The following is an 18854-nucleotide window of genomic DNA, read 5'->3' on the forward strand; positions in this document are numbered from 1 at the left end:
CGCACTAGAGGTAGAGGTTGAATATCTCGTCCAGACTGCCTTCAGCGCGCATCTGGTCCAACGCATCCTGGAGCTTTTTGACGATCTGGTCCGGTACGCTCGTGTTCAACGCCAGGTACAACTGCGCGCTGTTGAAGCGCAGCACGGTCTTGAGCCCATTCACCCCTTCCTGGCGGGCCAGGTAACGGCCCGCCGGGTCACCCGTGGCCCAGAGGTCAATCTGACCGTTGACCAGTTTCTTGGCGTTGTCCTGATCACGCAGCACCACGATCGGTTTCAGCCCCTGCCTGGTCAGCGTCTCTGCAATCGCATCGCCCTTGTAGGCACCGATCTTGTATTTACGCGCCTGCGCCAGCGACTCGAGGGTGATCTTGCTGTCAGCCTTGGCCAACATGATCCAGTCGTCCGGACCAATCGGGCCGACCCATTTGAAAAGTTTTTCACGGTCCGGCAGTCGCGCCATGACAAACACACCGTACCCCGGCTTCTCCAGGGCGAGTTTGTAGATTCGCTCCCAAGGGAAACGTAGCGTCAGGCTGTAGGTGATGTTGGCACGCTTGAACATCTCGCGGACGATGTCCACGGCGATGCCATTGATGTTGTCTTCCTGAGCGAAGTTCTTGCCGTTCTTCGCCATGTTGTAAGGCGGGAAGTTTTCCGTCAGCAGCACCAGGTCGGTGTCGGTTTTTTCTGCTGCACGCGCAGCGCCAGCCAGTAATAACGAGGCGCTGGCGAGTACCAGAAGAAGGCGTTTGAGCATGACGGTTTACCGGAGTCCATGGCGTGCCCAAGCTTGCCCTGAGCCCGCCATGCTGTCCACTGGCCTTTATCGGACGCAGATGCCACGTTGCGCCATGTAGGCCTTGGCTTCCGGCACGGTGTATTCGCCGAAGTGGAAAATACTCGCTGCCAACACTGCGCTGGCATGACCTTCGAGGATGCCGTCAGCCAGATGCTGTAAATTGCCGACGCCGCCAGAGGCGATCACCGGGATCCCCAGCGCATCGCTGATGGCACGCGTGACGCCCAGGTCAAAGCCGTTTTTCATTCCGTCCTGGTCCATGCTGGTCAGCAGGATTTCGCCGGCACCCAGACCTTCCATCTTCTTCGCCCACTCCACCGCATCCAGCCCGGTAGGTTTGCGACCGCCGTGGGTGAAGATCTCCCAGCGCGGGGTTTCGCCCGGCAGTGAAACCTTCTTGGCGTCGATGGCGACAACGATGCATTGCGAGCCGAAATGCTGCGCCGCTTCGCCGACAAACTCTGGATTGAACACCGCCGCGGTGTTGATCGAGACCTTGTCGGCGCCGGCATTGAGCAGGTTGCGGATGTCTTGCACGGAGCGCACGCCACCGCCAACGGTCAGCGGGATGAACACCTGGCTGGCCATGCGCTCGACGGTATGCAACGTGGTATCGCGGCCATCGACGCTGGCGGTGATGTCAAGAAAGGTAATCTCGTCGGCACCCTGCTCGTCGTAACGACGGGCGATTTCCACCGGATCGCCGGCGTCACGGATGTTCTCGAACTTCACACCTTTGACGACCCGGCCGTTATCCACGTCCAGGCAAGGAATGATGCGTTTGGCCAGCGCCATGGTAAGTCCTCAGCCTTTGTACGAATCGCAGAAAGCTTGCGCTTCAGCGACGTCGAGAGTGCCTTCGTAAATCGCCCGGCCAGTGATGGCGCCGATGATGCCTGGCGCCTTGGCGTCGAGCAGCGACTTGATGTCACCCAGGTTGTGAATACCGCCGGACGCAATCACCGGAATCCGCGTGGCGGCGGCCAGTGCTGCGGTGTACGACACGTTGCAGCCCTGCATCATGCCGTCTTTGGCGATGTCGGTATAAACGATCGCAGACACGCCGTCGGCTTCAAACTGCTTCGCCAGGTCGATGACCTGCACGGTGCTGATCTCAGCCCAGCCATCGGTGGCCACAAAGCCGTCTTTGGCATCCAGGCCGACGATCACTTTGCCCGGGAAGGCGCGGCAGGCTTCGGCGACGAAGGCCGGATCTTTCACGGCTTTGGTGCCGATGATCACGTAGCTCACGCCCGCTTTCACGTAGTGTTCAATGGTTTCCAGCGAGCGGATACCGCCACCGATCTGAATCGGCAGGTTCGGGTAGCGCTTGGCGATCGCGGTGACCACTTCGCCATTGACTGGCTGGCCTTCAAAGGCGCCATTCAGATCGACCAGATGCAGACGACGGCAACCGCCCTCCACCCACTTGGCAGCCATGCTCACCGGGTCATCGGAGAACACTGTGGAATCTTCCATGCGGCCCTGGCGCAGACGTACACAGGCACCGTCTTTGAGATCGATAGCGGGAATAATCAGCATCTGGCAAACCTTTAAATTCGATTTTTCAGCGTTGCTCGGAAATCAGTTTTTCTCGAGCGCCCACAAGTCGCTTTCGATGCTTTCGAACCTCTCTTTGAGGTGCGTCTGCACATCGAAAATCGCCCTGTTGTAATAGTGCGGAGCAATTTCACGGGTAAACAGCTCAAGAATTTCAGCCGCCTCGAACAAGCCCAGCTCGAGTTCGAAGCGGTCTTCCATGAAACGCTTGATCTTGCTGTTGGCCTCGTTCTCTTGCTCGGGTGTGAGCGTGAGGATCGGCGGCTTCTTCTTGACAGCCATTACCAGCGACCGTCCCACGCAGCGAAGTTCTGCAGCAATTGCAGGCCATGGGTATGGCTCTTCTCCGGGTGGAACTGCACGGCGAAACGCGAGCCCTCGGCCAGCGCCGCAGCGAAATCGACACCGTAGTGACCGCCGCCTACCACCTGCCGCGGGTTACCGGCGGCGATGTAGTAGCTGTGCACGAAGTAGAAACGCGCCAGGTCCGGAATGTTGTGCCACAGCGGGTGATCCACCGTCTGCTTCACTTCGTTCCAGCCCATGTGCGGGACTTTCAGGTGTTCGCCGTCTTCATGCAGACCTTTGCCGAAGAACTTCACCTGGCCGGGAAACAGGCCGATGCAGTCGACGCCGTCGTTTTCTTCACTGTGTTCGAGCAAGGCTTGCATGCCCACGCAGATGCCGAGGAACGGACGGTCCTGGCTGACTTCACGCACCAGCGAGTCGAAGCCCAGGCGACGGATCTCCGCCATGCAATCGCGAATCGCGCCCACACCGGGGAAAACCACCCGGTCGGCTTCGCGAATCACATTGGCATCGCTGGTAATCAGCACCTTGCCGGCACCGACGTGCTCGAGGGCCTTGGCCACCGAGTGCAGGTTGCCCATGCCGTAATCGATAACCGCGACCGTCTGCATTACAGAACGCCCTTGGTCGAAGGCATTTGCCCGGCCATGCGCTCATCCAGCTCGACGGCCATGCGCAGTGCGCGGCCAAAGGCCTTGAACACGGTTTCGATCTGGTGGTGGGTGTTGTGCCCACGCAGATTGTCGATGTGCAAACTGACGTTGGCGTGGTTGACGAAGCCCTGGAAAAACTCCTGGAACAGGTCGACATCGAAGCCGCCGACAGTGGCGCGGGTATATGGCACGTGCATCTGCAGGCCAGGACGGCCAGAGAAGTCGATCACCACACGCGACAGCGCTTCATCGAGCGGCACGTAGGCGTGGCCGTAGCGACGGATGCCTTTTTTGTCGCCGATGGCTTTGGTGAAGGCCTGACCCAGCGTGATACCGACGTCTTCCACCGTGTGGTGGTCGTCGATATGCAGGTCACCCTTGCACTCGATATCCAGGTCGATCAGCCCGTGACGGGCGATCTGGTCCAGCATGTGCTCAAGGAAGGGAACACCGATATCAAATCGGGCCTTTCCGGTGCCATCCAGGTTGATCGAGGCTTTGATCTGGGTTTCCAGAGTGTCGCGCTCGACTGACGCCTTACGTTCGGCCATCACCAGCTCCGCAAAATCATTGGGCGAAAAAGGCAACCATTATAGGGGCGCGGACGCCAAACAGAAACACGCGAGGTGATATCCCTGACGGGCTGAACCCAATGCCGCCGGGGCTATACATGTCAGTACAAGCGCTCCAAGACCGCTGATCGCTCCCACTCTGCGTGGGAACGATCAGACATCAGACAGGGGAGGCGTTAGTGGAACAGGACGGCAGTCTTCTGCAACGTCACCCAAACGCCCCACGCCAGCGGAATGCCCACCACCAGCCATGCGGCAATGGCCAACGGCACGCTGCCCGAGGAAGCTTTCCACTCCAGCACGGTGGTGCTGTCCGCGCCTTTGTCGTGACCCAGCGCCTGTTCGACGGCCAGCTCGGCATCGGTCATGAAGTATTTATCCGCCACCGGACGCACCAGCAGGTTGCAGAGGAAACCCAGCACCAGCAGGCCGGCAAGGATGTACAGGGTGATGTCATACGCAGCCGCGCGCTCGACGCCGATGCTCAACTGATACTCACGCAAGTAGTTCACCAACACCGGACCGAGCACGCCGGCAGCGGCCCAGGCGGTCAGCAGGCGACCGTGGATCGCACCGACCATCTGCGTACCGAACAGATCCGCCAGGTACGCCGGCACTGTCGCAAAACCACCGCCGTACATCGACAGGATGATGCAGAACGCCGCAACGAACAGCGCGATGTTGCCCAGATGACCAAGGTTCGGAATCAACGCGTACAGGGCAAAACCCAGGGCGAAGAACACGAAGTAGGTATTTTTACGGCCCAGGTAGTCGGAGAACGACGCCCAGAAGAACCGCCCACCAATGTTGAACAGACTCAGCAAACCGGTGAAACCGGCAGCGATTGCGGCGATCGACGCCAATTGCGAAGCGTCCAGCTGACCAAAGGTCAGGTCGTTGCCGAGCAATTTACCAGCGAATACTTCCTGCAACAGCGGTGAAGCCATGCCGAGGATGCCGATACCCGCCGACACGTTCAGGCACAGCACCAGCCACACCAGACGGAACTGCGGGGTTTTCCACGCGACGTTAACGTGCACATGGCGATGAGTGATCATCGCGTTCGCGGCTTTTTTCGCCGGGGCGGTCCAGCCCTCAGGCTTCCAGCCGGTCGGTGGAACGCGGTACGACAGCGCACCGCCGATCATGAACACAAAGTAGATTGCAGCCATCACCAGGAAGCTCTGCCACACACCGACGCCAGCCGGCGAAGCGAAATGGCCCATCAGCGCTGCTGCCAGCGGAGCACCGACCATCGCACCGCCGCCGAAGCCCATGATCGCCATGCCGGTCGCCATGCCACGCTTGTCCGGGAACCACTTGATCAAGGTTGAAACCGGCGAGATGTAACCCAGCCCCAGGCCAATCCCCCCGATGACGCCGGAGCCGATCCACATCAGCCAGATCTGATGGGTATAAACCCCCAACGCGGAAATCAGCAGACCGCCGCACCAGCACAATGCCGAGACGACACCGGCCTTGCGTGGCCCGGCATGTTCCAGCCAGCCACCCCAGATCGCTGCCGAGCAGCCGAGGAAGATGAAGAACAGGGTGTAGATCCAGCCGAGCATCGAGATCGGCCAATCACACTGGGACGAGAAAATCTGTGCAATGAAGCTCATGTCGGGTGCGCAAGCCACCGGCGCGGTCACGCCGAGGGCTTTGGACAGCGGCAGCCAGAACACCGAAAAACCGTAGGCCATGCCGATGCACAGGTGGATGGCCAACGCGGCCGGTGGAACCAGCCAGCGGTTGAAACCGGGCTTGGCGATAATGCGCTCCTTGGACAGGAACGCGGACTGGACGGGAATAATGCCCGCCTCGGTACTCGTGCTCATTTGTGTTTCCCCCAATTATTAGTATGGTTCGCCAGACACTCTTCACCCACAGCCTTGTTGCACGCAGGCATGACCGTTTTATTGAGTAGAGTTCCTTCGGGCGCGACGACAGGTCGCAGAAGGACCGACGAACGGGCCAAGATTACCATTTGCCCGTGACAGAAAAGCCAAACTGACATCACCTTTTATGTGACATCTGTTCCGATCACGCACCAGGGTCTGTACGAAAACTCGCCGAGCGGCGATCAGGCAAGGCAAAAACAGGCGAGGAAGCGGAGTTTAGGCCCCTAAATGAGCATTCCGAGCCTGTTTTTAACGCAGCCTGGTCGACGCGCAGGCAGTTTTCCTACAGAGCCTAAAAACCGTTTCACCCGTTGGCGGGTAATGCCCCGGACAACCCTCTCACAGGAAACCTTATGCCCATCGTTGTCGAATCGCTGAACGAACCCAGCTATCAGGATCAGCAGGATCTGCAGAAGATCTACCACGACGCTCCGCATTGGCTGCTTGCACCGTTCAACGATGAGCTGCAATTGATTGAACACAGCCTGCGCGACGGCTCGCTGATCGCTGGACGCTTCAATGACCGGCTGCTCGGTGCAGCACGCCTGCATCGGCAACAGGACATCTGGCAGCTGTCCCAATTGTGCGTACGAAAAATCACCCGTCGCCGTGGCGTTGCTGAACGCCTGGTCAGCGAAGCGCAAAAAATGGCCGAGCTCGCAGGGGCAACATTGCACTTGCTGGCCCCGGCCGGGCACCTCGAAGCCCAGGCACTCGCTGCCAAGCTCAAACTGCCACTGGACCTGCTCTAGGCGATCACTGACCAGTCGTCGGTTTTGGGGCGCTATACTCCCTGGCTAAATTTCGACATTGACTCATTACAAGGACTCGCCCATGAAAGCGTTCGGCAAAATCCTGGGTTTGGTGCTTCTCGGGTTGTTGCTGATCATTGTGGCGCTGGGCTTTGCCCTGACCCACTTCTTCGATCCCAACGACTACAAAGACGAGATCCGCCAAATTGCCCGCGACAAGGCCCACATCGAGCTGACGCTCAATGGCGATATCGGCTGGAGCCTGTTCCCCTGGCTCGGACTTGAGCTGCACGATGCCGGCGTCGCGACCCTGGCCAATCCGACCCAGCCGTTTGCCGACCTGCAAATGCTTGGCTTGTCCGTGCGGGTGCTGCCGTTGCTGCGCCGTGAAGTGCAGATGAGCGATGTTCGCGTCGAAGGCCTGAACCTGCGCCTCAACCGTGACAAGAATGGCCATGGCAACTGGGAAGACATCGGCAAAGTCCCGCCTGTCGCCGCCAAGGCGGATGCGCCAGCTACCGGCAGCACCAGCGAGCCGGCCGCCGAAATACCCGCTGCCTCGGAAAAACCGGCCCAACCGATTCGTCTCGACATCGACAGCCTGACCGTGAACAACGCCCGGGTTGAATACAACGATGAGCGAACCGGCAAGCAATTCAGCGCCGAAAGCATCCAGCTGAGCACCGGCCCGGTGCACGACGCGACCAACATTCAGGTGAAACTGACGGCATTCCTGGCCAGCAACCAGCCGGACGTGCGTGTGCGCACCGAACTCAACGGAGAGTTGCGTTTCGAACGCGCCCTCCAGCGCTACCAGTTCGAAGACATGAAACTTGCGGGCGAAATCTCCGGTGAACCGCTGCAAGGCAAGATCGTGACCTTTGCCGCTCAAGGCCAACTGCTGCTGGATAAAGCAGCGAACGTCGCCGAATGGACCGGCATCAAGATCTCTGCCAACCAGTTGCGTGCGCTCGGCGAACTGAAAGTCAACAACCTGGACAAAACCCCACAAATCAGCGGCGGTGTGTCGATTGCGCAATTCGACCTGGCGAAGTTTGTCGACAGCATTGGCCTGCAACTCCCGGCCATGGCCGAGGGCAGCCTGAGCAAAGTCGAACTGGTCAGCCGTCTCGCGGGCACCCCAAGCAGCGTGGTGCTGGACGATCTCAACCTGAAAGTCGACGACAGCAGCTTCAGCGGGCGTATCGCCGTCGAAGACTTCGCCAGGCAATCGTTGCGCGTGCAGCTCAAGGGCGACACCTTCGACGCTGATCGCTACCTGCCGCCAAAATCGGCCGAAGCCAACAGCGCTGCAGTGGCTCGTCAGTCGGAAGTCAGCAGCACCGAGACCAACGCGCTGGCCGGCGCTGGCAGCACACCACTGCCGAATGCCCCCACCAAAGGCGCCTGGAGCAACGACAAACTGATTCCGGCGGAACGCCTGAGCAAACTGGATCTGGACGCCGACCTGACCTTCGGCCAACTGACCCTCGACAAGCTGTTGATCCAGAACGCCGCGCTGAAAGCCACTGGCCAGGGCGGCCTGCTGACCCTGGAAAACCTGCGTGGCGATCTCTACAACGGCAACTTCGCCGCCAAGGGCACGCTGGATGTACGCCAACCCGTACCATCGCTGAACCTGCAAACGCAGATCAGCAAAGTCCCGGTGGAGAACATTCTCGAAAGCCAAGGGAAAAAACCGCCAGTCAAAGGCCTGGTCACGCTCAACAGCAACCTGAGCGCCAGCGGCAACAGCCAGAAAGCACTGATCGACAGCCTCAACGGCACGGCCAGTTTCGTGCTCAATAACGGCGTGCTGCTCAACGCCAACCTTGAGCAACAGCTGTGCAAAGGCATCGCCACCCTGAACCACAAAACCCTCAGTGGCGAACCTCATGGCAAGGACACACCGTTCCAGGAACTCAAGGGCAACCTGACGTTGCGCAATGGCGTGGCCAGCAATCCAGACCTGAAAGTCCGCATCCCGGGCATGACCGTCAACGGCAACGGCGACGTCGACCTGCGGGTGCTGGGTATGGATTACCGCATCGGTATTACCGTCGAAGGTGACAAGAGCGACATGCCGGACCCGGCCTGCCAGGTCAACGAACGCTATGCAAATATCGAGTGGCCATTACGCTGCCGTGGCCCGCTGGAGCTCGGTGCCAAGGCCTGCCGCCTGGACAGTGAGCGTCTCGGCCAGGTCGCGGGCAAGCTGGCGGGCGACAAGCTCGGCGAAAAAATCGATGAGAAACTCGGCGACAAAGTCAGTCCAGAACTGAAAAACGCCCTCAAGGGGTTGTTCAAGCGATGAAAGCCGAGCAGTTCTCAACCGCGGTGCTGGACTGGTACGACCGCCACGGGCGCCATGACCTGCCCTGGCAACAGGGCATCACCCCATACCGGGTGTGGGTCTCGGAAATCATGTTGCAGCAGACTCAGGTCAGCACCGTGCTGAACTACTTCGACCGGTTCATGGCGTCCTTGCCAACGGTCGAAGCCCTGGCCGCCGCGCCGGAAGATGAAGTGCTGCACCTGTGGACCGGGCTGGGTTACTACACCCGTGCGCGCAACCTGCAAAAAACCGCGAAGATCGTCGTTGCCGAGTACGGCGGCGAATTCCCCCGGGATGTCGAAAAACTCACTGACTTGCCAGGCATCGGCCTGTCCACCGCGGGCGCCATCGCCAGCCTGAGCATGGGCCTGCGCGCGCCAATCCTCGACGGCAACGTCAAACGGGTGCTGGCACGCTTTACCGCGCAAGAGGGCTACCCTGGCGAACCCAAGGTCGCCAAACAGCTGTGGGCCAACGCTGAGCGCTTCACGCCTTACGACCGGGTCAACGCCTACACTCAGGCGATGATGGACCTGGGCGCTACGCTCTGCACCCGCAACAAGCCGAGTTGCCTGCTGTGTCCACTGGAAAAGGGCTGCGAAGCGCACATGCTCGGCCTGGAGACCCGCTACCCGATCCCCAAACCGCGTAAAACCGTGCCACAGAAGCGCACGCTGATGCCGATGCTCGCCAACCGCGACGGCGCCATTCTGCTTTACCGCCGCCCTTCCACGGGCTTGTGGGGCGGTTTGTGGAGCCTGCCGGAACTCGACGACCTCGGCGACCTGGAACATCTGGCACTGCAACACTCGCTGGAACTGGGCAAGCACGTTGAACTGCCGAGCCTGGTCCACACCTTCAGCCATTTCCAACTGGCTATCGAACCCTGGCTGGTTCAGGTCCAGGAGGCCGGCCATCACGTGGCCGAGGCCGACTGGCTCTGGTATAACCTCGCCACCCCGCCGCGCCTGGGCCTTGCCGCCCCGGTGAAAAAACTGCTGAAGCGCGCGGCCGATGTATTGAACGCAGGAGAGTCGTCATGACCCGCACCATCATGTGCCGCAAGTACAAAGAACAATTGCCAGGCCTGGAGCGCGCCCCGTTCCCGGGTGCCAAAGGTCAGGACATTTTTGACCACGTCTCGGCCAAGGCCTGGGCCGACTGGCAAAAACACCAGACCCTGCTGATCAACGAAAAACGCCTGAACATGATGAACGCCGAAGATCGCAAATATCTTCAGGGCGAGATGGACAAGTACTTCTCCGGCGAGGAATACGCCAAGGCCGAAGGCTACGTTCCACCTGCCGAGTAATCCCGTAAAAACGGGGGTTGGATCGTAAGCGACGGTAATAATTAAATATTTTTTGAAAACTTGCTTGACGACCCCCTGAAAAACCCGTTTAATGCGCCCCGTTGCCCAGATAGCTCAGTCGGTAGAGCAGGGGATTGAAAATCCCCGTGTCGGCGGTTCGATTCCGTCTCTGGGCACCAAATACCGAAAACCCTGAATCGCAAGATTCAGGGTTTTTTTATGCCCGCGATTTGGTGAGGCACTGTTCCCATCACCATAGAGGCGCCTTCCCCCTCTCGCTACGCCAGCAAACGCCTGGTAATCAGACTTCCCTGGCGGCGCCCTGGGTCTGGCAGAACAGTCCGCATGCTTTAGCGGAAATGGATGACATACGCTGATTACTTCATTGGGCAGAATTGGAAAACGAGCTACCGCATCACCGGGAGCAGATACACAACAGGGATGTAGACAATGACGGACGCCGTTAAACAAGACATCGAAGCCGCCGAGCTTTTTACTGAACAAGAAGTCAGAACCTTCAGCTTTGATGCTCGACAGTCAACATTGCTTCACACGTTCGCCGAAAAACTGGCCGCCATCGGCGGGCCGCAGGCACCAGGAGCCAAGTCCAGGGCCTCTCTGGCAGCCACCGAATTGAAGTTCTCGTTTTCGAAAGACCAATGCGAGCTGCTGGGAGCCTACTCCGATGGCCTTGTTTCCCTGTTGATCTTTGAAGGGCTGCAAAAAATCACCGATATCAGCCCTCCAAATGAACTACCAGACCTGACATCCCTGGAAAATCGATACGAAGTCCTTTGCCTGGCCGCCCGCAATCAGATCCTGTTGAAACTGGTAGATAACAATGCCTATGCCTATGACATGGACAACGAAGGAAAACTGGTTCGATTGGTGGCCAACTTCAAGGGTGGCGGACTCACCAAAATCAATGCCGAGCCGCCAGTCAAAGAACTGAGCTCCCATTCCGGCCTCGCGCTCGGCCCGCATACCGAGGCGCCTTACTGGTGCGCCGTGAACGCGAAAGGCGGGCACTCGCCCTCCCCTTCGTCACTCATACTTTCCGCTCTGTGGAACCCGAGCCTGGAACCCACACGGGTCATTCCACTGCCTCCCATACTCGAAAAAATTGGCGTCACCAACTGCCTCGCACTGACCACGGATAACTTCCAGTTCACTCGTAGTGACTCCTTTGTCAGTGGCAAAGGGGAAGATGGCCGCAACGTTTCGATCCTGGAGTTCGACAACAAGGTCGGGTTTGCAGCCCGCTTCAATTCGTATCGTTTTTCGGTCAATGACAACACCTCCACCTTTGTAAAAACGGCTTACACCGCTCTTTGCCAAGGTGTAGGCGAAGCAACTCCGGCTGAATACACGCTGACCCAGGAATCGGCCATGGTCATCAACAACATCCGGGCTCTGCACTGTCGCGATGTCATCAAAGACAACAGACGGGTTTTGGTTCGTCTTTTTGGACTTTCAAAATTTTCTTCCCCCATCGTTATTTCAGAGGACCCGTTACTGCTGCTGGGCTGATTCTTCAAGTGCTCAGGCTGTCGAACGACCCGTCATGTGATGACTGGCCAATAACTATTAAAGAGAGAATGTAATGTCTTGGGATGTCATTGGCATGTTGGCGCTCGTCGCTTTTTGCGCCGGTTTTTTTGATGCGATTGCCGGTGGCGGCGGCTTGATCACCTTGCCTGCATTGTTTCTGGCCGGTGTAGATCCGATCAGCGCCATTGCAACGAACAAGTTCCAGGCCGCTTCGGCAACTATTTCGGCAACCGTAACTTTTGCTCGCAAGGGCATGATCGAGTGGCGCGAAGGCCGCTTCCTGGTTGTCTGCGGATTTATTGGCGGTGCCAGTGGCGCCTTGCTGGTCAGCTCTATTGAAAAGCGCTATCTGGAAGTGTGTGTGCCCATCATGCTGATTCTGGTGGCCGTCTATTTTGCCCTCTCTCCCAAACTGGCCAATGAAGACCGGCGCAAGAGAATCGGCATTCTGCTGTTCTCGTTTACCGTGGCGCCGATCCTGGGCTTTTACGACGGCATATTCGGCCCCGGTGTAGGCTCATTCTTTATTGTCGGGTTTGTCCTTCTCTGTGGCTTGGGCATGATGCGGGCCATGAGCTTCACCAAGCTTGCCAATGCCTCATGCAACCTGGGTTCTCTGTCGGTTTTTATCACCAAAGGGGGGATTATCTGGCCGATTGCCATAGCCATGGCGTTGGCGGCCTTCATCGGTGCGCAGCTTGGCGCACGAGCCGCTGTTCGGGTCGGCCCCCGGTTAATCAAACCTATGTTGATCATAGTCTGCTGCGCATTAGCCATGAAGCTGTTGAGCGTGGAAACCAATCCTTTACGCGTTGCGGCCCTCCATTTATTGGCATCGTCATGATCTGGGCCGGCGCCGACCAGCTACCAGCTGTCATATCTCACAGCGCCAGCGCCCTTGGCGCTGTTCACCTTGGGCGCTGGCGCCTCTGCCTGCATCGAATCTTGATCACGACAACCGAACAAGCCAACGCGCAAAAGCCGTCGTCCCTAACTATTACTGTTGCCCTTCCAGTGGAAGACCAGATTGCGTGCAGCGCCTTTGCCGACGTCGGCGGTATCACGCAGCACTTCACCATTACGCGTCGCGACTACGGTGTACTTGCCAGCGGGTAGCTGAACATAAACCAGAGGACCAGCCTGGGTCAGGGTCAGCACGGTTTTCCCTGGGGCGCTCTGAATGACCAGATCTACATCGGGAACATATTTATTCTCCGACCCGGTGGAGAAGGTCATGTGCAGGTTGTAGCCCTTGGTTTGCTGAATGGCCTTTGACTCATCCTCGCCGATACCACCGGACAGGTAGGTGATCCCGTTTTGCTGTTGCTGCGTGACTTGCACGGCTGAACTGTCGATCGGCTCAACACTGGCAGCCCGCGACATGACGGGAAGCATCAGTAAGCCGGCAGCCGCAAGGGGCAGCATAAGTGAATGAACGTACCTCATGATGACGACTCCCGGGCTCCACAGAACCCTATCTGTTACACCTTTTTTGATTACTGACCGAGGATCAGGGTTTTAGATCGATTCGGACTTGAGTTCAGTGCAAATCGGAGCAAACACCCACCTGCGAATCACCCCAGAAGACATCGGCGAAGAAGAAGTCGGTCATTTCGCCTTTTTTCGCAGCCCATACCAAGCCACACTATGGCCCATTGCATTGTCATGGCTGCAAAACGGCGAGCTGACACCCGACACCCCGGGGCGGCGAGTGCCACGCAGCTGAGTGGCCTGCCCTCTCAACGAAATACGGAACGACGCCCATGGCATCCGCGAACAAACAGCACAAACGCGCTACCCGCGCTAAAGCGAAGGCCAAGCAGAACCGCACTCAACGCGCCGCTGCACCGGTCGAGCTGGATCCGAACGACGATCGCATCGACTTCGAATCGGTGGACCTGACCGAACTGTTCAAGAAAATGATCGACGCCGAAAAAACCAGCCAGCAAGCAATGTGCGCGGCCTTCCTGGAAGACCCGTTGCTGGAGCTGGTGTACGAACAGGAAGGCGAGGAGGGCGCGATGGACTTCATCCTCGCCGCGCTGATCGAGTATCGCCAGTGGTCCACCGAGACGGACGAAGCCGGCGCCCTGGCGTGGATCGAATCACCAGCCTTCCAGGCTGACTACGTGGCGGCGTCCGACGCCATCGCGGCCCAAACCCAACAGAAACCGAACTGAGTTCCCATGGCATCCCTGAACAAGCAACAGAAACGCGCCAAACGCGCCAAGCTCAAAGCCAGGCAAATCAATATTCACGGCAGAAAACCCGCCGCGCTCGACGATGACCTGGGCGAAATCGGTGAGCCGATTCCGGAATACACCCTGGCAATGTTCAGCAAAATGCGTGAAGCAGAAGCCATCAGCCGCAACGACATGCTGCTGACCCTGCTGTCGAACCTCGCCGAGATCATCAGCGACCATCCAGAGCTGCTGGACATGGAAAACGCCGAGAACGACGCCATGGCCGCCACTCACCTGGCCGCCGACATGCTGATCGACTATCGCATGTGGGCCGATGGCATGGACCGTGAGACCGCCCAGGCCTGGCTCACAGAGCCACAGTTCATCACCGACTTCGGGAATGCGCTGGACAGCTATCGCGAGACGCTGGAAGAGCCTGAGGCAAAAGCCGAATAACCCGCCCCTGAAGCTTGCGAAAACAAAAACGGCCGCTTGTCATTCCTGACAGCGGCCGTTTCTTTTTAAAGGTTCACCCTGTCGAAGAGCTGGCACTACCCTTCATCAGTCTCAGCGTATATCCCATTGACATATCCCTGCCACAACCTATTCTTTGAGCTCTAAGCGCACCAAAAGCAGAGGACGCCCCCAATGGAACAGACCACCCTTTTCATGAGCAATCGAAGCCAGGCCGTCCGCTTGCCCAAAGCCGTGGCAATGCCTGAAGACGTGAAACGCGTCAACGTTGTCGCCATTGGCCGCACTCGTATCATCACGCCGGCAGATGAAGCCTGGGATAGCTGGTTCGATGGCGATAATGTCACTGCCGATTTTATGGCCGACCGCGAGCAACCGGCCGATCAGGAGCGCGAGTCGTTCTGATGATCAAATACATGCTCGATACCAACATCTGCATTTTCACCATCAAGAACAAACCACAGGTCGTACGCGAAGCGTTCAATCGCCATCACGGCCAGCTGTGTATCAGCGCAGTCACGTTGATGGAGTTGATTTACGGCGCTGAAAAATCGGCGGCACCGGAAAAGAACCTGGCCGTCATCGAAGGTTTTGCAGCTCGCCTTGAAGTCCTGCCCTTCGACTACGAAGCCGCTGCCCACACCGGAATGATCCGTTCGGAACTTGCAAAAGCCGGCACTCCGATAGGCCCTTACGACCACATGATCGCGGGACACGCGCGCTCACAAGGGTTCATTGTCGTGACGAATAATCTTCGGGAATTTGAGCGTGTTCCAGGATTGCGTGTAGAGGATTGGGTACACCTCGATTGAAGTCGGCATCAGAAGCAAAAACGGCCGCTTGTCATTCCTGACAGCGGCCGTTTTCATTACGCAGAACGGATCAGCTCAACGCTACCGCGCCACGCTGTTCCAGTTTGCGACGGCGGGCCACAAACAAACCGGCAGCCACCACCAAAAGGCTCAACAGCCCCGTGGCAAGGATTTCCACACGATGGGCATCCTGAAACAGCATGATGGTCAGGGCCGCCACGATGAATGCGATCACCGCGTAGGTCAGGCCCGGGAACAGCCACATGCTGAAGGCGATTTTTTCGCCGCGTGCCATGCGCTGTTTGCGCATGCGCAGTTGCGAAATCGCGATCACCAGGTACACCAGCAACGCAATAGCGCCAGAGCTGGCCAGCAGGAATTCGAACACCGCAGCCGGGGCCACGTAGTTGGCGAACACCGCGAGGAACGCCGCGCAGGTCGATAACATGACGGCCCAGTACGGCGTGCCGCTCTTGTTGGTGCGCTGGGAAACGGCCGGTGCATCACCACGCTTGCCCAGGGAGAACATCATGCGGGATGCGGTGTACAGCGCCGAGTTCAGGCAACTGGTCACAGCAACCAGCACCACGATGTCGACGATCACTTTGGCATTCGGGATGCCCATGCGCTCAAGCACGGTCTGATAGGAACCGACGCTGGCCAGAACCGGGTCGTTCCATGGCACCAGGGCCACTACGATGAAGATCGACACGAGGTAGAACAAACCAATCCGCCAGATCACCGAGTTGGTGGCCTTGGAGATTTGCTGGCCCGGGTTCTTAGACTCCGCGGCCGCGATGGTCACGATCTCGGTGCCCATGAAGGAAAACATGGTGGTCAGGATCGCGCCCAGTACGGCGCCCATGCCGTTTGGCAGGAAGCCCTGGGTGTCGAACAGGTGCGAAACGCCGCTGACCTGGCTGCCTGGCAGGTAGCCGAAGATCGCCATAACACCGAGGACAATGAAACCGATGATCGCCAGGACCTTGATCAGCGCGAACCAGAATTCGAACTCACCGTAGTTCTTCACACTGAACAGGTTGGTCACTGTCAGCAGCAAAGTGATGATCAGGGTAAATGCCCAGATGGCCACGTTAGGGAACCAGGCATGCAGGATAGTCGCGGCGGCGTTGGCCTCCAGCGGGATTACCAGAACCCAGAACCACCAGTAGAGCCAGCCGATGGTGAAACCGGCCCAGTGACCGATGGCGCGATCGGCGTAGGTCGAGAAAGAGCCCGTGTCCGGAGAAGCAACGGCCATTTCGCCAAGCATGCGCATGACCAGCACTACCAGCATACCGGCGGCAGCGTAGGCCAACAGCACGGCCGGGCCGGCGGCGGCGATGGCGTGACCCGAGCCAACGAACAGACCGGCGCCGATAACGCCGGCAATCGACAACATGGTCACATGGCGCGGTTTGAGCCCCTGTTCAAGGCCATTAGAGCTTTGGGTACTGCTCATTGAAACTACCTTTGTAAGGAAAAGCGATTGCGTCCATCCCGCTTGGCGTCCTTCTCGTAAAAAGAATCCAACGGGGCGTTCCTTATTCTGCACGCAATAATTGCGCCAAAATGTTTCAAACCCTTCTACCCCGGCGATCTCGCCTTGATCGGACAGTCATCGCAAGTCATTGAAATTAATAGCACTTCGCCAGAGCGTTACCCTGCCACACACTTCGTGGACGAATTCATGCACCAGAAACACATCAAAAAAACGGCTCGCGCACAATAAAAGTGCAGATCGGGAACGTTTGTCCGGTTAGCGCTTCCAACACCCGGCCAAAGCTGGCACCATCGCGCCTTTTTTTACGCGACACCCGCTCAGACATGGCTTCAAACGGGGGATGGGTTGTTGATGGCGCGACAGACTGCTGCGCTGAGGCGACAACCGGTCACGCACTGCCCGTCTACGCCCCGTGGGGCTGTTGGCCGCCATTCGAACGCTATGCTAGCGTGGCGCCTCGCCAGGAACGCCGGCCAACAGCAGAAGCACAACAGAACACAATGAGGACCGTACATGGCCGAGGCCGCGCCCGCGCTTGAAATCCGCAACTTGCACAAACGCTACGGGACGCTTGAGGTGCTCAAAGGCGTCTCGCTGACCGCACGCGACGGCGATGTGATCTCGATCCTGGGTTCCTCCGGTTCCGGCAAGTCCACTTTCCTGCGCTGTATCAACCTGCTCGAAAACCCGCACCAGGGCCAGATTCTGGTGGCTGGCGAAGAGCTCAAGCTCAAGCCTGCGAAAAACGGCGAACTGGTCGCCGCCGACGGCAAGCAGATCAATCGACTGCGCAGCGAAATCGGTTTTGTGTTTCAAAACTTTAACCTGTGGCCGCACATGAGCGTGCTCGACAACATCATCGAAGCCCCACGCCGCGTCCTCGGGCAAAGCAAATCCGAAGCCATCGAAGTAGCGGAAGCCTTGCTGGCCAAGGTCGGCATCGCCGACAAACGTCACGCCTACCCTGCAGAACTTTCCGGTGGCCAGCAGCAACGCGCCGCCATCGCCCGCACCTTGGCGATGCAACCCAAAGTCATTCTGTTTGATGAGCCAACTTCCGCGCTTGACCCGGAAATGGTTCAGGAAGTACTAAACGTGATCCGCGCCCTGGCCGAAGAAGGTCGCACCATGCTGTTGGTCACCCACGAAATGGGCTTCGCCCGTCAGGTGTCCAGTGAAGTGGTGTTCCTTCACCAGGGGCTCATCGAAGAGCAAGGATCGCCCCAGCAGGTGTTCGAAAACCCGCTTTCGGCGCGCTGCAAACAATTCATGTCCAGCAACCGCTAACGGAGCTACCTACATGCAGACCTACAAAAAACTCCTCCTGGCCGCGGCCGCCACACTGGTGTTTTCAGCCAACGCAATGGCTGCAGAAAAACTGAAGATGGGCATCGAAGCGGCTTACCCGCCGTTCAACAATAAAGATGCCAGCGGCCAGGTGGTCGGTTTCGACAAAGACATCGGCGACGCCCTGTGCGCCAAGATGCGGGTCGAATGCGAAGTCGTTACCTCTGACTGGGACGGCATCATTCCGGCGCTGAACGCCAAGAAGTTCGATTTCCTGATCTCCTCGCTGTCGATCACCGAGGAACGCAAGCAGGCCGTTGATTTCACCGACCCGTACTACTCGAACAAACTGCAGTTCATCGCACCGAAAAACGTCGACCTGAAAACCGACAAGGACTCGCTCAAAGGCAAGATCATCGGCACCCAGCGCGCCACCCTGGCTGGCACCTGGCTTGAAGACAATTACGGCAACGACGTCACCATCAAGCTGTATGACACTCAGGAAAACGCCTACCTGGACCTGACCTCCGGTCGCGTCGATGCGATCCTCGCCGACAAATACGCCAACTACGACTGGCTGAAAAGCGATGCCGGCAAAAACTACGAGTTCAAAGGCGAACCGGTTGTCGCCAGCGACAAAATCGGCATTGCCGTGCGCAAAGGTCAGGACGAATTGCGCGAAAAGCTGAACGCCGCGCTGAAAGAAATCGTCGCGGATGGCACCTACAAAAAGATCAACGACAAGTACTTCCCGTTCAGCATCTATTGATTCTGACTGGCCTGACCGGCGCCGCTCTCTAACGGTGCCGGTCCTTGGCAATGCCTGCGGCAACTTGAATAGACATCC

At 58.3% G+C, this 18854-nt stretch carries 21 protein-coding genes, 1 tRNA gene and 1 pseudogene; 14 read left to right on the top strand and 9 right to left on the bottom strand.

What is annotated here, in order from left to right; genetic code table 11:
• Positions 1–4 precede the first annotated feature (4 nt).
• The 7 genes from FPT12_RS13425 to FPT12_RS13455 all read right to left on the bottom strand — a co-directional run bounded on the left by FPT12_RS13425 (position 5) and on the right by FPT12_RS13455 (position 5734).
• Positions 5–760, bottom strand: a complete 756-nt coding sequence (locus FPT12_RS13425) for an ABC transporter substrate-binding protein (protein WP_145016690.1) — start codon at positions 758–760, stop codon at positions 5–7.
• A gap of 66 nt (positions 761–826) precedes the next feature.
• Entirely contained in the window at positions 827–1597 is a 771-nt protein-coding gene (gene hisF / locus FPT12_RS13430) for an imidazole glycerol phosphate synthase subunit HisF (protein ID WP_145016691.1), read from the bottom strand.
• 9 nt (positions 1598–1606) lie between these two features.
• Entirely contained in the window at positions 1607–2344 is a 738-nt protein-coding gene (gene hisA / locus FPT12_RS13435) for a 1-(5-phosphoribosyl)-5-[(5-phosphoribosylamino)methylideneamino]imidazole-4-carboxamide isomerase (RefSeq protein ID WP_054595157.1), read from the bottom strand.
• Positions 2345–2386: 42 nt separating this feature from the next.
• On the bottom strand, positions 2387–2644 hold the full coding sequence (locus FPT12_RS13440; RefSeq protein WP_145016692.1) for a DUF2164 domain-containing protein: 258 nt from the start codon (positions 2642–2644) through the stop codon (positions 2387–2389).
• Positions 2644–3282: an imidazole glycerol phosphate synthase subunit HisH gene (hisH, locus tag FPT12_RS13445; RefSeq protein WP_145016693.1), complete on the bottom strand. Its 639-nt coding sequence runs from the start codon at positions 3280–3282 to the stop codon at positions 2644–2646. The genes FPT12_RS13440 and hisH overlap by 1 nt, the downstream gene beginning before the upstream one ends.
• Positions 3282–3875: an imidazoleglycerol-phosphate dehydratase HisB gene (gene hisB, locus FPT12_RS13450; protein WP_071552374.1), complete on the bottom strand. Its 594-nt coding sequence runs from the start codon at positions 3873–3875 to the stop codon at positions 3282–3284. The genes hisH and hisB overlap by 1 nt, the downstream gene beginning before the upstream one ends.
• Positions 3876–4072: 197 nt before the next feature.
• Positions 4073–5734, bottom strand: a complete 1662-nt coding sequence (locus FPT12_RS13455) for an OFA family MFS transporter (protein ID WP_145016694.1) — start codon at positions 5732–5734, stop codon at positions 4073–4075.
• 416 nt (positions 5735–6150) lie between these two features.
• On the opposite strand from FPT12_RS13455, the gene FPT12_RS13460 reads away from it, so the two are divergent.
• From FPT12_RS13460 to FPT12_RS13490, 7 genes are all read left to right on the top strand, one after another.
• The gene (locus FPT12_RS13460) at positions 6151–6549 is read left to right on the top strand and encodes an acetyl-CoA sensor PanZ family protein (protein WP_145016695.1); all 399 of its coding nucleotides are present in this window, start codon (positions 6151–6153) and stop codon (positions 6547–6549) included.
• 82 nt (positions 6550–6631) lie between these two features.
• A complete protein-coding gene (locus FPT12_RS13465; protein ID WP_145016696.1) occupies positions 6632–8863 on the top strand; it encodes an AsmA family protein in 2232 nt (743 codons plus the stop codon).
• Complete coding sequence (mutY, locus tag FPT12_RS13470; protein WP_145016697.1) at positions 8860–9927, top strand: A/G-specific adenine glycosylase; 1068 nt, start codon at positions 8860–8862, stop codon at positions 9925–9927. The genes FPT12_RS13465 and mutY overlap by 4 nt, the downstream gene beginning before the upstream one ends.
• Positions 9924–10196 carry an oxidative damage protection protein gene (locus tag FPT12_RS13475; RefSeq protein WP_019691289.1) on the top strand — a complete coding sequence of 91 codons (273 nt, stop codon included), beginning with the start codon at positions 9924–9926 and terminating at the stop codon, positions 10194–10196. Before mutY ends, FPT12_RS13475 begins: the two co-directional genes overlap by 4 nt.
• 103 nt (positions 10197–10299) lie before the next feature.
• Positions 10300–10375 (top strand) — tRNA-Phe (locus FPT12_RS13480).
• A gap of 271 nt (positions 10376–10646) precedes the next feature.
• Complete coding sequence (locus FPT12_RS13485; RefSeq protein ID WP_145016698.1) at positions 10647–11726, top strand: hypothetical protein; 1080 nt, start codon at positions 10647–10649, stop codon at positions 11724–11726.
• Positions 11727–11799: 73 nt separating this feature from the next.
• Complete coding sequence (locus FPT12_RS13490) at positions 11800–12591, top strand: TSUP family transporter (protein WP_145016699.1); 792 nt, start codon at positions 11800–11802, stop codon at positions 12589–12591.
• A gap of 146 nt (positions 12592–12737) precedes the next feature.
• On the opposite strand, the gene FPT12_RS13495 is transcribed toward FPT12_RS13490, so the two are convergent.
• A complete protein-coding gene (locus FPT12_RS13495; RefSeq protein WP_145016700.1) occupies positions 12738–13193 on the bottom strand; it encodes a carboxypeptidase regulatory-like domain-containing protein in 456 nt (151 codons plus the stop codon).
• Between the two features lie 112 nt (positions 13194–13305).
• On the opposite strand from FPT12_RS13495, the pseudogene FPT12_RS27975 reads away from it, so the two are divergent.
• The 5 genes and pseudogenes from FPT12_RS27975 to vapC all read left to right on the top strand — a co-directional run.
• Positions 13306–13473, top strand: a pseudogene (locus FPT12_RS27975) (alpha/beta hydrolase); the annotation flags it as partial.
• A gap of 37 nt (positions 13474–13510) precedes the next feature.
• A complete protein-coding gene (locus FPT12_RS13505) occupies positions 13511–13927 on the top strand; it encodes a hypothetical protein (protein WP_123582087.1) in 417 nt (138 codons plus the stop codon).
• A 6-nt stretch (positions 13928–13933) separates the two neighbouring features.
• The gene (locus FPT12_RS13510) at positions 13934–14386 is read left to right on the top strand and encodes a hypothetical protein (protein WP_145016701.1); all 453 of its coding nucleotides are present in this window, start codon (positions 13934–13936) and stop codon (positions 14384–14386) included.
• Positions 14387–14578: 192 nt separating this feature from the next.
• Entirely contained in the window at positions 14579–14809 is a 231-nt protein-coding gene (gene vapB / locus FPT12_RS13515) for a type II toxin-antitoxin system VapB family antitoxin (RefSeq protein ID WP_145016702.1), read from the top strand.
• Positions 14809–15216, top strand: coding sequence for a tRNA(fMet)-specific endonuclease VapC (gene vapC / locus FPT12_RS13520; RefSeq protein WP_145016703.1), 408 nt, complete (start codon positions 14809–14811; stop codon positions 15214–15216). The genes vapB and vapC overlap by 1 nt, the downstream gene beginning before the upstream one ends.
• Before the next feature lie 70 nt (positions 15217–15286).
• On the opposite strand, the gene gabP is transcribed toward vapC, so the two are convergent.
• Positions 15287–16678, bottom strand: coding sequence for a GABA permease (gene gabP, locus FPT12_RS13525; protein ID WP_145016704.1), 1392 nt, complete (start codon positions 16676–16678; stop codon positions 15287–15289).
• Between the two features lie 555 nt (positions 16679–17233).
• Here gabP and FPT12_RS13530 point away from each other — a divergent pair.
• Positions 17234–18007 (top strand): ABC transporter ATP-binding protein, encoded by a 774-nt coding sequence (locus FPT12_RS13530; protein ID WP_145016705.1) that lies wholly within the window; start codon positions 17234–17236, stop codon positions 18005–18007.
• 13 nt (positions 18008–18020) lie between these two features.
• Complete coding sequence (locus FPT12_RS13535; RefSeq protein ID WP_145016706.1) at positions 18021–18776, top strand: ABC transporter substrate-binding protein; 756 nt, start codon at positions 18021–18023, stop codon at positions 18774–18776.
• Positions 18777–18854: the final 78 nt, after the last annotated feature.

The organism is Pseudomonas sp. H3(2019), assembly GCF_007713465.1.
Lineage (GTDB): Bacteria > Pseudomonadota > Gammaproteobacteria > Pseudomonadales > Pseudomonadaceae > Aquipseudomonas.

Excerpts from the sequence above, each read along its gene's own strand:
- FPT12_RS13425 (WP_145016690.1), bottom strand. The coding sequence starts at position 760 with ATGCTCAAACGCCTTCTTCTGGTACTCGCCAGCGCCTCGTTATTACTG.
- hisF (WP_145016691.1), bottom strand. The coding sequence starts at position 1,597 with ATGGCGCTGGCCAAACGCATCATTCCTTGCCTGGACGTGGATAACGGC.
- hisA (WP_054595157.1), bottom strand. The coding sequence starts at position 2,344 with ATGCTGATTATTCCCGCTATCGATCTCAAAGACGGTGCCTGTGTACGT.
- FPT12_RS13440 (WP_145016692.1), bottom strand. The coding sequence starts at position 2,644 with ATGGCTGTCAAGAAGAAGCCGCCGATCCTCACGCTCACACCCGAGCAA.
- hisH (WP_145016693.1), bottom strand. The coding sequence starts at position 3,282 with ATGCAGACGGTCGCGGTTATCGATTACGGCATGGGCAACCTGCACTCG.
- hisB (WP_071552374.1), bottom strand. The coding sequence starts at position 3,875 with ATGGCCGAACGTAAGGCGTCAGTCGAGCGCGACACTCTGGAAACCCAG.
- FPT12_RS13455 (WP_145016694.1), bottom strand. The coding sequence starts at position 5,734 with ATGAGCACGAGTACCGAGGCGGGCATTATTCCCGTCCAGTCCGCGTTC.
- FPT12_RS13460 (WP_145016695.1), top strand. The coding sequence starts at position 6,151 with ATGCCCATCGTTGTCGAATCGCTGAACGAACCCAGCTATCAGGATCAG.
- FPT12_RS13465 (WP_145016696.1), top strand. The coding sequence starts at position 6,632 with ATGAAAGCGTTCGGCAAAATCCTGGGTTTGGTGCTTCTCGGGTTGTTG.
- mutY (WP_145016697.1), top strand. The coding sequence starts at position 8,860 with ATGAAAGCCGAGCAGTTCTCAACCGCGGTGCTGGACTGGTACGACCGC.
- FPT12_RS13475 (WP_019691289.1), top strand. The coding sequence starts at position 9,924 with ATGACCCGCACCATCATGTGCCGCAAGTACAAAGAACAATTGCCAGGC.
- FPT12_RS13485 (WP_145016698.1), top strand. The coding sequence starts at position 10,647 with ATGACGGACGCCGTTAAACAAGACATCGAAGCCGCCGAGCTTTTTACT.
- FPT12_RS13490 (WP_145016699.1), top strand. The coding sequence starts at position 11,800 with ATGTCTTGGGATGTCATTGGCATGTTGGCGCTCGTCGCTTTTTGCGCC.
- FPT12_RS13495 (WP_145016700.1), bottom strand. The coding sequence starts at position 13,193 with ATGAGGTACGTTCATTCACTTATGCTGCCCCTTGCGGCTGCCGGCTTA.
- FPT12_RS13505 (WP_123582087.1), top strand. The coding sequence starts at position 13,511 with ATGGCATCCGCGAACAAACAGCACAAACGCGCTACCCGCGCTAAAGCG.
- FPT12_RS13510 (WP_145016701.1), top strand. The coding sequence starts at position 13,934 with ATGGCATCCCTGAACAAGCAACAGAAACGCGCCAAACGCGCCAAGCTC.
- vapB (WP_145016702.1), top strand. The coding sequence starts at position 14,579 with ATGGAACAGACCACCCTTTTCATGAGCAATCGAAGCCAGGCCGTCCGC.
- vapC (WP_145016703.1), top strand. The coding sequence starts at position 14,809 with ATGATCAAATACATGCTCGATACCAACATCTGCATTTTCACCATCAAG.
- gabP (WP_145016704.1), bottom strand. The coding sequence starts at position 16,678 with ATGAGCAGTACCCAAAGCTCTAATGGCCTTGAACAGGGGCTCAAACCG.
- FPT12_RS13530 (WP_145016705.1), top strand. The coding sequence starts at position 17,234 with ATGGCCGAGGCCGCGCCCGCGCTTGAAATCCGCAACTTGCACAAACGC.
- FPT12_RS13535 (WP_145016706.1), top strand. The coding sequence starts at position 18,021 with ATGCAGACCTACAAAAAACTCCTCCTGGCCGCGGCCGCCACACTGGTG.